This window comes from Bacteroides mucinivorans, assembly GCF_034654355.2.
Classification (GTDB): Bacteria; Bacteroidota; Bacteroidia; order Bacteroidales; family Bacteroidaceae; genus Bacteroides; species Bacteroides nordii.
In genome coordinates this window covers 2,389,793-2,407,100 of the sequence record NZ_CP178179.1, presented here as the reverse complement: position 1 = coordinate 2,407,100, position 17,308 = coordinate 2,389,793, and the positions used below count along the sequence as shown (strand labels likewise).

Annotated in this window: 9 protein-coding genes; 5 read left to right on the top strand and 4 right to left on the bottom strand. The window is 38.3% G+C overall.

The window, feature by feature from the left end:
• Positions 1 to 133: 133 nt before the first annotated feature.
• From VCM39_RS08800 to VCM39_RS08785, 4 genes are all read right to left on the bottom strand, one after another.
• A complete protein-coding gene (locus tag VCM39_RS08800) occupies positions 134 to 2,563 on the bottom strand; it encodes a glycoside hydrolase family 95 protein (RefSeq protein ID WP_322933056.1) in 2,430 nt (809 codons plus the stop codon).
• Positions 2,560 to 5,475, bottom strand: coding sequence for a chondroitinase family polysaccharide lyase (locus VCM39_RS08795; protein WP_322933057.1), 2,916 nt, complete (start codon positions 5,473 to 5,475; stop codon positions 2,560 to 2,562). The genes VCM39_RS08800 and VCM39_RS08795 overlap by 4 nt, the downstream gene beginning before the upstream one ends.
• Before the next feature lie 135 nt (positions 5,476 to 5,610).
• On the bottom strand, positions 5,611 to 7,341 hold the full coding sequence (locus VCM39_RS08790; protein WP_221650161.1) for a RagB/SusD family nutrient uptake outer membrane protein: 1,731 nt from the start codon (positions 7,339 to 7,341) through the stop codon (positions 5,611 to 5,613).
• 24 nt (positions 7,342 to 7,365) lie between these two features.
• A complete protein-coding gene (locus VCM39_RS08785) occupies positions 7,366 to 10,575 on the bottom strand; it encodes a TonB-dependent receptor (protein ID WP_322933058.1) in 3,210 nt (1,069 codons plus the stop codon).
• A gap of 527 nt (positions 10,576 to 11,102) precedes the next feature.
• Here VCM39_RS08785 and VCM39_RS08780 point away from each other — a divergent pair.
• The 5 genes from VCM39_RS08780 to VCM39_RS08760 all read left to right on the top strand — a co-directional run bounded on the left by VCM39_RS08780 (position 11,103) and on the right by VCM39_RS08760 (position 17,273).
• On the top strand, positions 11,103 to 12,995 hold the full coding sequence (locus tag VCM39_RS08780) for a fimbrillin family protein (protein ID WP_322933059.1): 1,893 nt from the start codon (positions 11,103 to 11,105) through the stop codon (positions 12,993 to 12,995).
• Between the two features lie 5 nt (positions 12,996 to 13,000).
• Complete coding sequence (locus VCM39_RS08775; RefSeq protein WP_322933060.1) at positions 13,001 to 14,887, top strand: fimbrillin family protein; 1,887 nt, start codon at positions 13,001 to 13,003, stop codon at positions 14,885 to 14,887.
• A 169-nt stretch (positions 14,888 to 15,056) separates the two neighbouring features.
• Complete coding sequence (locus VCM39_RS08770) at positions 15,057 to 15,521, top strand: DUF4494 domain-containing protein (protein ID WP_002559826.1); 465 nt, start codon at positions 15,057 to 15,059, stop codon at positions 15,519 to 15,521.
• A 94-nt stretch (positions 15,522 to 15,615) separates the two neighbouring features.
• Positions 15,616 to 16,290 (top strand): YggS family pyridoxal phosphate-dependent enzyme, encoded by a 675-nt coding sequence (locus tag VCM39_RS08765; protein ID WP_289293815.1) that lies wholly within the window; start codon positions 15,616 to 15,618, stop codon positions 16,288 to 16,290.
• Positions 16,291 to 16,301: 11 nt separating this feature from the next.
• Positions 16,302 to 17,273, top strand: coding sequence for a dihydroorotate dehydrogenase-like protein (locus VCM39_RS08760; protein WP_221650156.1), 972 nt, complete (start codon positions 16,302 to 16,304; stop codon positions 17,271 to 17,273).
• The last annotated feature ends 35 nt before the right edge of the window (positions 17,274 to 17,308 follow it).

The window sequence follows — 17,308 nt, the reverse complement described above, 5'->3', positions numbered from 1 at the left end:
AAATTCCCAAGAAATACCGCAACCTTTTTGGAACAAAAGATTACGGTATCGATAATTAAGAAGTTAACCTCTCTGAAATAAGATATTCATAAGCTATATTTAAAGATGAATTTTACTATCTACAATTATTTACTTAATCGAAAGTCAGTTGTTTACTTTCGCCATCTTCCCATCTCAATACTTGCTTCTTATCTTTATAAACAACTGTAGCTTCTGCCGGATATTCACTCCGAATCGTTACAGTCTGTAATTTTCCATCTTCCCATTCCATATTTACCGTAAAATTACCTCTTGACTTTAATCCGGTAACTTTTCCCTTCTTCCACTCTACAGGCAAAGCAGGAAGTAAATGAATATTTCCGAGATGGCTTTGCAGTAACATCTCTGCAATACCAGCAGTAATCCCAAAGTTTCCGTCAATCTGAAATGGAAGTGCATTAAGCATATTCCGATACAGTCCGCCTCCCTTTTTACTTTCCACAAGCGGATCAATAAAACTCATCAGATTTTTTAATGCAGCATATGACTGTTCACCCTCATATTGGCGTGCCCATAAAGCAGTTTTCCATGCCATACTCCAACCTGTGGTTTTATTCCCACGATCAATCAATGTTTGCCGGGCAGCTTTGAAAACCTCCGGTGTATCAGGAGTAATATCACAGCCCGGATATAAACCGAAGAGATGTGACAGATGACGATGTTGAGGTTCTGTCTCCTCATATTCTTTATCCCACTCCAGCAATTGCCCATGTGAACCGATTTGGTATCCGGCTAAATGTCCTGATTTCTGTTCAAGCATTTTACGAAACTCCGCATCAATCCCCAGTAACTCAGCAGCATGAATCGTATTTCCAAACAGATTTCTAATAATAGCCATATCCATAGTCGATCCTTCACATACAGCAGCTTCTCTCCCATCCGGCATACGGAATGCATTTTCCGGAGAAGTACTGACCGGAGTCACCCATTCTCCTTTTGTATTCTGCACCAGCCATTCGGAACAAAAACGGGCAGACTCCTTTAATATCGGATAATACTCCCTTAAAAAAGCAACATCTTTCGTATAAAGATAATGTTCCCAAATGTGACTACACAACCAGGGACCGGACATATTCCAGAAAAACCAATGCACAAACCCATCTGCCGGATATGCTTCCCGCCAGATAGACATATTATGATGGGCAATCCAACCATTTCGCCCATACATGTTACGGGCAGCCTCCTTGCCCGACTGTGCTATTTCTTCGATAAATGTAAAAAGCGGCTGATGACATTCGGACAGATTAGTTACTTCAGCCTGCCAGTAATTCATCTGCAAGTTAATATTTGTTGTATAGCCCGAATTCCAGGGTGGAATTATTTTATCATTCCACAAGCCCTGTAAATTCAATGGCTGCCCGCCGGGACGGGAACCTGAAATCATCAGATATCTGCCATATTGAAACAACTGTGCTATTAAGGACGGATCTGTCTTAGTTTGAAACTCTTTCAACCGGATATCTGTCGGTTTATCTTTTTGATTCGGAGAAGATGGTAATACTAGGTCTACCCGTTTGAAAAGAGACTGGTAATCAGCAACGTGTTCATTTCTAATTTGCTGATATTCTTTGCCGGCAAGCTTTTTCTGCTGTGCTTGCAGTTCTTTTTCCACATTCTTCCCTGCCTTCGACGGACTCTTGTCAAAACCATTGTAAGAAGTTGCTGCATAAAGCAAAAATGTTATCTCCGACGCATCTTTCACAACAAGTCTGTTATCTTTGAAGGTGATTACTCCATCCTTCTTCAGCGGTACAACGCAGGCTTCAAATGCCATACCTTTGTTTTCTGCATAAATCACTTGTTCCGTAGAGATCACTTTTCCTTTTTCATCAAAATATTCAGGATGCAAACGTTCCGTATTATATTTCCTCATCCCATCAATTGTTCTTCGTTGTACATGCGCAGGAGCCCGGCCTTCCATCTGTAATCTTTCTCCTTCACAGGACAGATGAACCGGATGCAGGGATGCAAGTTGCATTTCAAAGTGTAATACCGGCTTTTCAGCCTTTAAATGTATTACGATAGCCTGTCCCGGAAATGAAGCAAAAACCTCTCGTAAAATCTCTGTGCCCCCTTGTTTATATCGGGTAGTAACCACTGCCTGCTCCATATCCAGCGAATGAACATACTCCGTCACCTCGCCTTTCATTTTGAAATCAAAACAGACATCTCCAAAAGGCTGATATACTTCATTAAGCCTGCCTATCCATTCATATTGCATGATCTTCTCAGCCTCAACATTCTTGCCCCGTTTCAGTAAATCCCGTACTTTTTCATATTGAGGCAGGATACAAGTAGAACGGTTTAATGCACCAGGTTCACCACTATACAATGTGTTTTCGTTAAATTGTATCCGCTCTTTTTGGGTATCTCCAAACACCATAGCCCCTAACCGCCCGTTTCCAAGAGGTAAAGCCTCTTCCCATACACGGGCAGGAGTCGTATACCATAACGTCAGATCATTCTGTGCATTTACACAAAAAAACGGAAAACAACAGATCACTGCTAACCAAATCTTTTTCATAAGTCTTTCTTTCGGAGATTAAACATATAGTTATTACCACGTATCGTCAAAACACGTACTAATGTATTTTCATCTTTATATTGTACTTTCAATGGAGTAACAGGACTATAAACATCATACATACCGTTGAGGAGCAATTCTGTTTCAAAAGCTCTTTCTTCCTCTATCACATCTTCTTCTGATAAGCCGTCCATGCTTGTTCTCGAAACTCTCCGCATATCTGGCTCTGAAAAGAAAATTTTCGTTGTGTCCTCATCCTCGCCTTCTACTATATAGGAAAGAGGAATATTCACACTCTTCACTAACAATGAATCAAACGACTGATCCTTACTAAAAATTGCTCCATAGGTAATATTCTTATCTTTTACTTTCACGATATGGGCTTCATCATCCTGACGCAGAATCTGTATGGGTGTATTTTCTAACAACAGGTGTGCAGCCAGTTGTTTATCTCCGTTAGTAACTACGTAATATTGATACCCTGCCCGGTCGGGAGCTACGTCATGATCAATGTATGCAATTGTAAACGAATCATTCTTTTGAACTACCGGATCACAATCTTTCATAGCATACAACATACCTGAATGATCATTGAGTAACACTCCTGTTTTACGTTTCTCCATCTTCACTTTTTGTTTCACAGGAGACTGAAACAGAGTCGTTACAGTTTTATGTTGCTTATCGCCATTACGGATATCAGATCCAAGACATAGAATAATATTATCTATTACAAAAACCGATTTGTTAGCATGAAAACTATCATCATATTTCAAATCATGCAGCCTCATCGAAAACATGGACCGTTGTCCGGTAGCACTGACACCACACAAAAAGGTTTCATCCGAGAAATTACGGTGTTTATTTTTCTTCGCTCCCAATTCTGTAACGGGTAATACAATAGAAGTAGTTCCCGACAAATAATTCCAATCGAAAGCCGGATTGGCCGGATAGAAGCTACGGGTATTTTTTCCGAAATGAAAATATTCAATCTGCCCGTAAGACAAATAGCGCCCATATAAATTTTCGGATACAGATGATTCATAATCCCATATATATTTGCTAAACCCTTTTACATTAATATGATAATCCTTATTTTTGACTACCAGCAAACCTGAATAAGGCATAAATAAAGAACCCTCCGGGGCTGGTTCCTCTTCTATATCCATTTGCAACAGCTTGATCATAGCTTCCGCTTCGCCCACACTGTTAGTGTAAGTAAGATCAGAATTCACCTCTGCCATAAACGATTTTACTACATCCGGATTTTTACGAACCAAGCGTTTAAAGGCAGCAGTCAGTTCAGTATCTGTTTCGGGAAACGACTGAGCAACATAGGCAAAAGCCGGTAACAACTCCTGCAATACTTGTTGTCCGCGAGGAAAACGACCTACCGTCCCCGCCGATATATTCAGATTGGCTGAAAAGAATCTGAAAGTAAGCAATGCTTGTTTCAGATGTTCTAATGAAGATTTAGAAAGAGCATAGGGCGTATCATGCAAAAGATAAGCTACTAAAGATGCAGCATAAAGTGCATGAGGATAATATGCACTGTTATAAGGTCCCCGATGGTGATAACCGGAATAATCAGCCTTGATAGTCCCAAAGAACCCCGGACCAAAATCAAGTGCATTATTCATATAAGAAGAAAAAGCTGTCATAGCTACTTGCTGTTCCGTCAAATCAGGCAACGAAAGTGCATATATCAATTTAGGTAAAGCCAATGCACGAAGATTATCTGCTACTTCTCCCGCATGTTCAGGTTTCTGATAGCATGCTCCGAACATAGTGAACCATTTCAAAGCTTTCAACTCCCGGTTCAACTGAGTTTCAGATAAATTGTCTTTTAACAAAAACAACGAATGAAAATATCCTGCACTGCGTAATTTCTCAAAGCATAATGTTCCCATTCCACTACCATCAGCCCATCCCTGGTCATAAAACCAATCATAAATATAGAGTGCTTTCTTCAGGCTATTTTCTGATTCATTTTTTCGGTAGTCTAATGCCAGAGGTAATAGAATATACTTATTAATGTCCGGGAAGGTAGCTACATTTGTAACACCTGCTTTAGAGAAGTATAATGGAAATAATCCTTCTCCCATTGCCACTCCATCGGTATCATATCTGATTTGAATTTCTTCCGCAGCTTTCAAACCTTTCTTTATAAAATCACTCTCACCTCTTTTTCTGATTTCTACCATCGGATGATTATCAGCAGACTGATCTCCCAGATACCACTTCATCAACCTGTTTTTAATTGTCTCAACTCCCTTTCTATTCTCATCTTTGACAATCACGTCGGAAAGATCGGGAAATGTGTTCCTGTATCCTATAAAATCGTGAATCAAACTATAATCCTTTTGATTTACCTTATATTGTGCGTCTGACATCTTCTGCCACGAAACTGTAGGAGTAAACTCTACATAGTCCAGATATATAGTCCCGGTTTCTACGTTCTCAGGCATTATCATAGCACAGGAGGTAATTATAGTTCCCGGCTTCATCAGCATATCTTCCCTGAACTTAGCCCATACACAACGCCATCCTTTAAAATCCATTCTAAAAGGTAGCCGACACATCTCTGCTCCGGATTCATCAGCAAACGAGAAATACATATATTCTGTGATCGGTACCTCATTATATATCCATGCTGTAATCCCACCATTAACCGACCGGCTTGCAGCATCCAGAGACTCCTTTCCTGTAAAACGCACAATGGCATTTTTACCCCATACTACCTTAAGTGATTGTTTGCCTTCTTTATACTTTAACCGGGATACTTCAAGTTTTCCACCATCGATACTCCATTCTTCCGGTACTTTTTTATTCTCAAAAGAATAGACCTGTGCTTTCATCACCTCTGTAATGAAGCATAAGAGACAAGCAATCAAAACCCAATTCTTTATTTTCATCTTTTAATTTACTAATTATTCACCACCGGTTGCACAGTTCATACAGCTTTATACATTCAATAGACAATGTAATATCTCTGCAAATCCTGCGATACCGGTGGTAAAACCAAATCCAATTTATCCTAAAAACAAACTTTAATAACCCGGATTATTCAATGAGCCCAATGCCTTGTTCCGTTGTATTTCCATCAATGGTATTGGGAATAGCTCATGCTTACCTGTTACAAACCGGTCTCCTTTACCTGCAGGAAAAGCATTCAATGCATATTTATATTTCTTCGGATCACCATCTGGAAAATTTTCGGTCGACTTCATATACGTATACATGTTCTCCAATGATTCTTTCAAAATACCCCAGCGAATCAAGTCATATTTACGAGTACCTTCATAACACAATTCAAAACCTCTTTCCCAATACAAAGCAGTTCTGAACTTGCCCGCAGGAGTAGAATCATCAATGAAGTCAAGATCAATCACCTTTGGTGCTTTATAAATCACAGCATAATTAGAGAAATCTTTTTTCAGTTCCGTTACCCCGGCACGCTTTCTAACCATATTTAACAATTCAACAGCCTCATCGGTCCTATCCAGCTCATTCATAGCTTCAGCTACCATTAATACTACATCCGGATAACGCAAAACCACATAATCTACATCCGTATTATTAGGATCTTTAGACATACCTACCCCAATCCATTCTCTTCTCCACTTGCCCGGATAATAGAATTTATTGGAAGGGGTATCCGGGCTCGTAGCCGGTTTTTTCGGATCGTAAGGCTTAATATTATATACTTTCTGACTCTTATTATCAATTTTATATTGACATATATTTACATCCCGACGAATATCATTCTCATCATAGAAAGAAGCCCAGGTAGGAAGGACCACAAAAAAAGAGTTAGCACGTCCGTAAATACTAGCCTGATCTGTTGAGGGACCAATGTAAGTGCCCCACATGCCTGCACCGGGAGCTTTCCCGTCAGGAGTATAGAATGCAATTTCCCAAAGCGTCTCTACCGGTTCATCTACATTCTGGCAATAGTTTTTCCAGGCTTGTTCGTATCCTCCGGAATAGAAATTATGGAAACCATTTTTTTTGAAAGCCTCCCATTCTGTCAGGATTGCATTAAAATACTCTTTTCTTTTATCTTCAGACGGGCGTGAAAGTTTAGCATCTGCTTTCAGGCTATATCCGGCTCTTTGCAATAATGCTCTCATAGTTAAAGCTCTGGCAGCCCCCTGAGTTGCCCGTTCCGGACTTGTATTTGCATCAGCCCATGGAAGTTGAGTTCTGGCTATTTCCAGATCCAACATAATCTGATCATAGATTAATTCACGATCTACACGAGGAGAATAAGCATCACTAACTGAAGCTGTATAAGTTGTTTTATACGGAACATCGCCCCAGTTTCTTACCAGTTGCAAAGCAATAAAGGCACGAAGGAAACAAAGTTCACCTTCAAACTTCTTCAATGTTTCATTACCTGTAGCATATTCCTTCATAGAGCGAATTCCATCCAATGCAAAATTCGCTCTGTCGAGTCCCTGATATTTTGCATTCCATGTAGATTCTATCCACTGATTATTTGTTGAAACCATATAATGTGATATATCACGACGCAAATTATCCGTATTAGTACCTGATACATAATACATATCATCAGAGGTAGGTATGGCCATTTCTGCTTGCCCGTAATGCCCCATACCTCCTAAAGTGTTGTACACAGCAGCAACGGCCATATTTGCATTAGGAACTGAGACGAAATAATTGGTTGAATCATAATAGGATTCAGGGGTTTCCGTCAATAGATCGGTACAAGATGTCAGTCCGGACATCAGACAGAAGATTGCTATATATTTTTTCATGTTATTTTTCATCATTATCAGTTATTAAAAAGTAATGCTTCCACCACAAACAAAAGAACGGCTTCTCGGATATCCTCCCCAGTCTACTCCACGTGTAATTCCATTGCCCATTGTTGAAACCTCCGGGTCAAATCCGCTGTATTTAGTAAAGGTATGGATATTATTAGCCGTCAGATATAAACGTAATTTCTTGATAACTTTTGTTTTCTTCAACATACTTGCCGGGAATGTATATCCCAGTGAAATATTATTGATTCGCAAAAACGAGCCATCTTCAATGGCCCATGAGTGCATAAACTTATCACCATCCTGCATATCACTGTAACAAGCCACTGTTTTGCCTGAATTTAAACGTGACAATGCAGTAGGATCAGTAATCTTTTTACCATCTTCTCCAATCGTTACCCAACGGTTCGATGAATTGGCAATATCAAGTACTGTAGTGTTTCCTGTTCTTCCGGAAAGAGTATTAGCCAATTTCGTTGCATTCAGAATATCTCCTCCCAAACTGAAGTTAAGGAAAATACTCAAATCGAAACCTTTATAACTGAACGTATTATTCATACCTCCATACAAAATAGGATTGGCATCACCAATAACCGTCCTGTCATTATCATCAATAACCCCTTTGCTAGCCCCTTCATCATCTACATTCTCAAACTTCCAATATCCCGGTTGTGGAGCATTATTCGTATTATAGGGAATCCCCTCTTTCAAAGTATATTTTTTTGTTGCAGAATCATAATTAAAATCGTCCACCTGATATAACCCAACTGTTTTCCAACCATAAATCCGCCCTAATGATTGTCCTACCTCAACGATATAGTTATTCTGATTCCACCCGAATTTAGCTTCTTCCAGAAAACTATCCTGATCGTTTAAGGCGATCACCTTATTTACGTTATGCGATAAGTTCAGATTGGTAATCCATTGAAAATCCTTAGTCTGTATATTAACAGAAGTAATACTGATATCAATACCTTTATTTTCAGTCTCACCAATATTCTGAAGCATTGTGTTAAATCCCGAAGAGGTAGGGATCTTTGTATTTAAAAGCAGATTGGAACTACGGTTTATATAAAATTCCGGAGAGATGGTTAAACGCTGATTAAAAAATCCGAAATCAAGACCGATATTTAATGTTTTGTTAGCTTCCCACTTCAGATCCTTATTAGGAATCTGTGTAGAGGCAAACCCATTGGTTATTCCTTCTCCATTCGGATAAAAATTATTGTTACTACCCATAATCGGTAACGAAGCATAGCTACCAATTCTATTATTACCAGCCAAACCGTATCCTATACGTAATTTCAGATCAGAAAACACATTCAGATTCTTGATAAATGCTTCCTCACCCACACGCCATGCAGCAGATACAGCCGGAAAGTATCCCCATTTATTATTGGCACCGAACTTTGAAGAACCGTCAGCACGCATAGAAGCAGAGAATAAATATTTGTCTGCATACGAATAATTTACACGTCCGAAGAATGACAAGAGGATGTCATCATCATTATAAGATGATTTCGGAGTTCCCGGAGTAGCTCCCAACGACATATCATTCAAACCAATATCATCATTCGGGAAGTTAGAAGCACTGGCACTGAACCAACGACTCCAACGTGCCACATATTCCTGTCCCAACATCACGTCATAACTGTGTTTTTTCATCTTTCCTGCATATGTCAAAGTATTTGAAGTTGAAAAGCTACCTTGTTCATTGTTTTGCAAAGTACCATTAATGCTCGAACGTTTGCCAGTAGCAGAAAGTGCCCCGTAAAATGTTTCTGTACGACGGGTAGAGAAACGGGCTCCCGTAGTATTTTTAAAAGTCAATCCCTTCAAAAGTTCATAACTCAGGCTACCATTAATCTGTATCGTTCTCTGTTCTCTCTTCTTATGTTCCGAGAGAGCTGATATAATAGGATTCTGCATCGCATTCTGATCATCGTCATACAATGGGTCGTCATTATCAATTAACTGTTGATCATCTCCCAACATACCGGCAGTAGGACGGTAAGATAAAATAGACCCCATCTTATTAAAGCCATAATTATCACCGGAAGTCCCCATTCCATGCACCGTAGTATGATCAAATGAGATTGATCCCGAAGCAGTCAACCGATCATTCGGTTTATGATCAACTTTCAGTTTAGCGTTGTGCTTGCTGCTCCCACTGGCTTTCATCAGCCCTTCTTCATCAAAATAGGCATATGACATGTTATATCGCAATTCTTTTGTTCCTCCGGCAATGCTTACACGGTGATTTTGCATAACTTTCGTACCTCCGAAAACCTCTTCCTGCCAATCTACTCCTTTACGATTCGCATAGTTCTTTTCAATATCGGCAAAGTCACCATATAAACTGGTAAACCCGTTAATATTACCGGCATCTATATCTTCATCCGAGAAGTTTCGTCTTTCATAATCCAGAAACACATACTCTTTTGTTGAAAGCATATCCAACTTACTTGCCAGTTTGGAGAACCCAACATAAGTATCATAAGAAATAGAGAATTTATTATCATTCTTACTGCCGGTTTTGGTAGTAATCACTACCACTCCATTAGCTCCACGTGCTCCATAAACAGCTGTTGAAGAAGCATCTTTCAGAATATTAATAGATTCAACATCGGCAGGGTCTATAGACGAAAGACCATCTTCACTGGGAAAGCCATCAATAATATACAGTGGTTCATTACTTTGCGTAATAGAAATACCTCCACGCACACGAATAGAGATAGAAGATCCCGGTTCACCTTCATTTTGTGTTACCATTACTCCGGAGACACGTCCTGCCAAAGCTTGGGTGATGTCCGACACAGGTACTTTAGAAAGAGCTTCCGCATCCACAGAAACAACAGATCCTGTAATATCCTTACGGGCCATTCCGCCATAACCAATTGCCACTACTTCATCAAGCATTACGGAACTTGCTCTTAAAGTTACATCAATCTTACTTCTTCCTTTCACCGGTACTTCCTGGGCATCCATTCCTATAAAAGTAAATACCAGTACATCTTTGGAAGGATTGTCGGATTTTAATTTGTAATGACCATCCAGATCGGTAATCGCCCCTACTCCGGGCGCTCCTTTTAAAGTAACATTTGCTCCAATGACTTCCAGACCGTCACTGTCCACCACTTTTCCTGTCACCGTAATACTCTGTGCATACACCACAAGGTTTGTAAGTAGAAGGAATACTACGAAAAGACATCTTGTTTTTCTTTGCATAATAATTAAATATAAAGTTATACATAAAGTTAGATAAGAAAGGATACAGAGTATGCTTCTTATCGATATTGCAAATGTATCAACTCGTTCACATAGGTCAGAATTCAAATGTTTCGGGTTTATTCAAAAAAACAGATTTCCATTTTGTTTTCGTTCGCACAAAGTTAGATATCGTTCATACCGTTATAAATCAACAGTTTCAGAGTCAGTATTCAACGATCTAATAACAGTTCATATATTACTATCATTAGATTATAAATTGTTTTTTTATTCATATTTCGTAGTAACTATCGCTTAAATGAACTTCATATGTAAATAGCAAAGAAAAGTTTTCTTCATAGAAACAGCCCGTTGACTAAAAAAATGGATTATATTAAATAATAAAATCAAAAAATAAATACAAATAACATTATTTTTAAAATACTACAAACCAAATCATTACAAATTATATTGGAAATCAGATAGATAAAATTTTATTTATAAGATATATTGTATTATATTTACCGGATAACAAACAATAAAACAACATGAAAAACACTCTTAAAAAAGCTGCTAAACATAGTTTAATAGCAGTAACTTCTCTTTTCTATTTTTCCTGTGTTAACAATATTCAACTGTTAGAAGAGCCTACTCCTCTACCTGTTTCGGGTAATATACCCATCACTATTTCCGGACGAATATTACAAGTCCAGGCTCACACACGTATCACTGATAACAAATTCGACAACGACAATGCCATTGGACTTTATGTATTAGCCCAACCGGAAAATCTAAGCGGATCAAGACACATAGAGAATATGCGCCTTACATATTCATCAGACGGATTTACGCCTAAAGAAGAAATATACTATCCTAAAGGAGAAGGTAAATGCGATTTTATCAGTTATTACCCTTATCAGGAGGAGGGAATTATACAAGGAAGTAATCACATAAAAGTCAATGTCAGCACCGACCAAAGTTCAACTACAGAATATAGTAATTCAGATTTCATGGTAGCTAAAGCAACCGGGATCTCCCCAAGCCTGAAGGCAGTAAACTTACAATATAATCACAAGTTGTGCCAGCTAAATATCATTCTACAAGTCTACGAAGAAGAAAATATCAATGAGCTACAGCAGAATGCATCTATCAGTATCAGCAATCTGAATACAAAAGCTACATATAACATGGACACAGAGTTATTCAGCGCATTCAATACCCCACAAAGCATTACTCCAAACGGAAAATGGGAAATAGACGAAGAAAGTCACCAACTTACCGGAAAAAAAGTCATTTTAATACCACAACCTATAACGCCCGATTGCGAATTAACATTGCGGGTTAACAACAAAGTTTATTGTGCATCCATGCCAACGGATCTTACTTTAGAAAGTGAAACCGGTTGCGAACTTTTACTCAGATATGACTCAAGGGTAGGAATAGGAGGAATCACAACATCTATAAGTGATTGGAAACCAGGCAGCAGTGGTAGTACAGATCTTGACGAAAAAGTTGATAATAGCTCGGTAACTGTTTCTGACTTAAATTTTGAGAAAACCGGTATATACAACCTGACAACTTCATCGGATATAGTGATCGGAGAGATCTGTAAAGAATACCTGTTAGGTGATAATATCGATGCACAAGCTATTGTTTTATATCCTACAAACAATTCAAACAAAGGAACTGTACTACAAATACTTGGTGAAATTCAAAATATACATGGAGGAAATATCAACTGGGATAAAACAAATAATTCATTTACCTACATAGCTGGAAATAAAGCTCCAATAGAACAAATTTATGTAGACGAAAATGGAAATATAATCTTTGAAAAAAGTGAGGACGTACAACAAATTCAAGCCAAAGAAAGTGTGTTAACAGATATCAGAGGTGCCGAAACAAATATTTATCCAATTGTAAAAATAGGTACTCAATACTGGATGCAGGAGAATCTGAAGACAACTAAGTATAATGATGCGACTTCCATTACCAATAATACAAACAATCTGAAGAATACAACAGCAGGTTATTACCTATCATATTCTAACTATTTCTATAACCAGGCAGCTATTACTACAGGTAAGATGGCTCCTCAAGGATGGAAACTACCAGATAATACAGAATGGGAGAAATTAAAAAACTATATTAAAGATGAAGCTGCGGTATTGAAGACAGATACATGGACATCCTATAATAGTATATCCCAAGCTAATAATAAAACCGGATTTAACGGAAGCCCAATTGGTATTTATTCTAAATCCGATAAGGGTCTGTATAGTTATAGTTATTCTAAAGAGCTTGTAGGCTATTGGAGCATAAAAAAAGAAAACCAAACACCTGATGATAAAAGTTTTTCTCTCAGCTATAAACTAAATGAAACAGGAGGAGTCAAAAACTCCGATTACTGTGCCTATTCCATACGTTGCCTAAAAGAGTAACACATATGAATACCTATATCCAGACAATAATTCGTACAAATATCATTGCATTGAGTGCTTTGATAGCCAGTTCGTGTGTCAACAGCATCGGAGAAGAAGAAAAAGAAAAGACTTCTATTACTCCCAGTGATATTCCTATCAAAATATCGGCAAAAACACTCCATACTCAAATTTACCAAAAAGAGTGTAATGAAGCTATTGGAATATATGTTCTGGTATCACCTGCGACTTTGAGTAAAGAACGTTATGTATCAAACAAACGTTTTAGTTGTACAGCCTCAGGATTTACTTCTGATGAAGAAATATATTATCCGGCAGAAAAGATAAAATGTGATTTTATTAGTTATTACCCTTATCAGAAAGCAGGTATTACAGAGGAGAAAAATACGATAGATCTAACCGTATGTACGGATCAGAGTTCAATAGCCAGCTATAACAATTCTGATTTCATGACCGCACAAGTTAGTAATGTCGCTTCGGGTAAAAAGAATGTAGAATTGCCTCATATACACCAACTATGCCAACTAACTATCAGAATCAAGCCAACAGGAGGATATGATATAAATGCACTTAAAAAGAATAATCCCTCAATTCGCATAAATGACGTCTTCACACAAGCCAGATATGATTTTGAAACAAAGGAATTTTCTTTGTTCAATGAAATTCAAAATATTCTTCCAAACGGTGAATGGAGCATCGATAATGGAACATTAATTGGAAAAAGAAGTATATTAATTCCACAAACGATAGCAGCAGGAACAGAGATACTCACGCTATCTGCAGATTCTAAACGTTATGAATGTCAGCTTGCCGAGAATTACGAATTAGGAAGTGGTACTTCCTGTGAACTTACAATACTGTACAATCCGCAACAAGGAATAAGTGGAATAATACCAGACATTAATGACTGGAAAGAAGGAAACAAAAGTGAAATCACTCCCGTTGAAAAAGTAGAAAAGACATGTATCTCAATTAGCGATTTTGATTTTGAACAAAGTTCTGTATACAACATCACCTCTGATGGAAAAATAGTAGCAGAAGTTTGCAAGGAATATTTATCTGCTTCCGAAATACATGCACAAGCGATTGTTATCTATCCTGTAAAAGATGGAAAAAGTGACTGGACAAAAGGAACCGTACTTCAGATAATCAGTGATGACAATGCAGTACATGGTGGTAAAGTGATGTGGCACAGTGATACAAACACATTAAGTTACACTCCCGGCAACCAGCGTCCAATCTCTTCTTTCTATATCACCTCTGATTTATCAATTACATTTATACCTCCCATCGATCCGGTATTACTGTCTATTAAAAAGAAGATATTGTCCGACGTCAGAGGAAGTGAAATAATCACGTATCCCATTGTAAAAATCGGGACTCAATATTGGACCAGAAAAGATCTTCGGACAACATTATACAATGACGGAAAGAAAATCACTTTAAAAACAGCTACCAATTATTCTAAAAGCTCTGCCGGATATTTCAAAGAGTCCACATTTATTTTCTATAATAAAGCAGTTGTTGTCACCGGAAAGTTAGCTCCCAAAGGATGGAAAATAGCCGATAATAGTGCCTGGGAACTATTAAAAATATACATCGAAGGAGACGGAGCAGTTCTGAAAGGAGATGATTTATGGGAAAAATCCGGATTCATATCTTCCAATGCAACAGGGTTCAATGCTATTGCCACCGGCATCTTTACTAAAGTAAAAGAGAACGATTCCAGTATCTATCAATTTGCCAGGAAATATACTGCCTATTGGAATATGGGAGCCACCCAGAAAGCAGTAGCAGAAAACGGTGTTCTTCTGAGGTATGACACGCATGAAATTAAAGGAGCAGCCTATTCAGATTATTGTGGATATTCAGTGCGATGTGTAGTTGAGTAAGTAAGTTCATCCCGAAAAAAGACTTTAAAACCTGCTTTATTTGTGATAAATTCTTTTGTTTATAGATGCAGAAAGATGTTTTTTGAATTATCTTTGTAGACCATTTAGCCCTATTGGAAAGATAAATGGCAGAAAAATAATATATTAACTAAATAAAAAGCAGAAAAATATGGCAATGCATACTTGGTTTGAGTGCAAAATCCGTTACGAAAAACTAATGGAAAACGGAATGAATAAAAAGGTAACCGAACCCTATTTGGTAGATGCACTCAGCTTTACAGAAGCAGAAGCACGCATTATCGAAGAGATGACCCCATTTATCACAGGAGAATTCACCGTTTCAGATATCAAACGCGCCAATTACAGCGAACTATTTCCCAGTGAAGAAGAGTCGGCAGACCGCTGGTTCAAATGCAAACTCATCTTTGTCACTCTGGACGAAAAAAGTGGTGCTGAGAAAAAAACATCCACACAGGTATTAGTGCAGGCATCTGACTTACGTGATGCTGTGAAAAAACTGGATGAAGGAATGAAAGGTACAATGGCTGATTACCAAATTGGCTCTGTAGCCGAGACTGCCATTATGGACGTATATCCATACAGTGCAGGACCTAATGATAAACCGGAAGTTTAATTGATATATGATTTTTGAATTATGGTTTATGAATTCATACACCGGAGTTTTTCATAAATCATAATTCATAAATCATAATTTATAAATCAACAATATGAGTGTTGCGGAGAATCTAAGAGAAGTATTGACCGAACTACCTTCAGGAGTCCGGTTGGTTGCTGTTTCGAAATTCCATCCCAGTGAAGCGATAGAAGAAGCTTATAATGCGGGACAGCGTATTTTCGGAGAAAGCAAAGTACAGGAGATGACTGCCAAACACGAGAGCTTACCCAAGGATATCGAATGGCATTTCATCGGACATTTGCAAACAAACAAAATTAAATATATGGCTCCTTATGTAGCCATGATTCATGGTATCGACTCATATAAGCTGCTTGTAGAAGTCAATAAACAAGCTGCCAAAGTTGAACGTACCATTAAGTGCCTGTTGCAATTGCATATAGCACAAGAAGAGACAAAGTTTGGTTTCAGCACTGAAGAATGCAGGGAGATGTTGTCTGCCGGAACATGGAAAGAACTGAAAAACGTACAGATATGCGGACTTATGGGCATGGCCAGCAACACAGATGATGTTGAACAAATAGACCGGGAATTCTGTTCTTTAAATAGTTTTTTCAAAGAATTGAAAGCTACTTACTTCTCTCATTCAGACACTTTTTGTGAACTATCTATGGGTATGTCACATGATTATCCTCAGGCTATTGCCGAAGGAAGTACACTTGTACGGATAGGAAGCAAGATTTTTGGAGAAAGAGACTATAACATTTAAAATTATCTACTATGACCGATTTAAAAACTACTTTTGCCGGGCTTCAACTTAAGAATCCCATTATCATTAGCAGTTCGGGACTAACCAATAGTGCCGGAAAAAACAAGAAGTTGGCCGAAGCAGGAGCCGGAGCCATCGTATTGAAATCGCTTTTTGAGGAGCAGATACTTATTGAAGCTGATCAGCTTAAAGATCCCACATATTCTGAGGGTAATGATTATCTGGCTGATTATATCAGAGAACATAAACTGGCCGAATATCTGGAACTGATCAAAGAAAGCAAGAAAGTATGTGATATTCCAATCATCGCAAGCATCAACTGTTATACAGATACAGAATGGATTGATTTTGCAAAGCAGATGGAAGAAGCCGGTGCGGATGCATTGGAAATTAATATCCTCGCAGTGCAATCGGACATTCAATATCAATATGGCTCGTTTGAACAACGCCATATTGATATTCTGAGTCATATTAAAAAAGTCGTTAAGATTCCTGTAATCATGAAACTGGGTGATAACCTGACCAATCCTGTGGCGCTCATTGACCAACTTTATGCTAACGGCGCAGCAGCAGTTGTATTGTTCAACCGTTTTTACCAGCCGGATATTGATATTGAAAAGATGGAACATATCTCCGGAAATGTATTCAGTAGTGCTTCCGACTTATCCAAAACACTTCGTTGGGTAGGAATTGCTTCTTCAATGGTTGATAAGATCGATTACGCAGCATCCGGAGGGGTACACAAACCTGCAGCTGTAGTAAAGGCGATTCTGGCAGGAGCATCAGCTGTAGAAGTATGTAGTACAATCTACCAAAATACCAACATGTATATTGGAGAAATGACCCGCTTCCTGGCCACATGGATGGAACAGAAAGGGTTTAAAAGTATTGCACAGTTTAAGGGAAAATTAAATGCAAAAGATGTGCAAGGCATCAATATGTGGGAACGTACTCAATTCTTGAAATACTTCTCCAACAAATAGAGAATAAAAAAATAGCTGCGTTATTTTTGTAACAC

Bases quoted from the DNA above. Each gene is read 5' to 3' on its own strand.
- VCM39_RS08770 (WP_002559826.1), top strand. From the start codon at position 15,057: ATGGCAATGCATACTTGGTTTGAGTGCAAAATCCGTTACGAAAAACTA.
- VCM39_RS08760 (WP_221650156.1), top strand. From the start codon at position 16,302: ATGACCGATTTAAAAACTACTTTTGCCGGGCTTCAACTTAAGAATCCC.
- VCM39_RS08790 (WP_221650161.1), bottom strand. From the start codon at position 7,341: ATGAAAAAATATATAGCAATCTTCTGTCTGATGTCCGGACTGACATCT.
- VCM39_RS08775 (WP_322933060.1), top strand. From the start codon at position 13,001: ATGAATACCTATATCCAGACAATAATTCGTACAAATATCATTGCATTG.
- VCM39_RS08795 (WP_322933057.1), bottom strand. From the start codon at position 5,475: ATGAAAATAAAGAATTGGGTTTTGATTGCTTGTCTCTTATGCTTCATT.
- VCM39_RS08785 (WP_322933058.1), bottom strand. From the start codon at position 10,575: ATGCAAAGAAAAACAAGATGTCTTTTCGTAGTATTCCTTCTACTTACA.
- VCM39_RS08800 (WP_322933056.1), bottom strand. From the start codon at position 2,563: ATGAAAAAGATTTGGTTAGCAGTGATCTGTTGTTTTCCGTTTTTTTGT.
- VCM39_RS08765 (WP_289293815.1), top strand. From the start codon at position 15,616: ATGAGTGTTGCGGAGAATCTAAGAGAAGTATTGACCGAACTACCTTCA.
- VCM39_RS08780 (WP_322933059.1), top strand. From the start codon at position 11,103: ATGAAAAACACTCTTAAAAAAGCTGCTAAACATAGTTTAATAGCAGTA.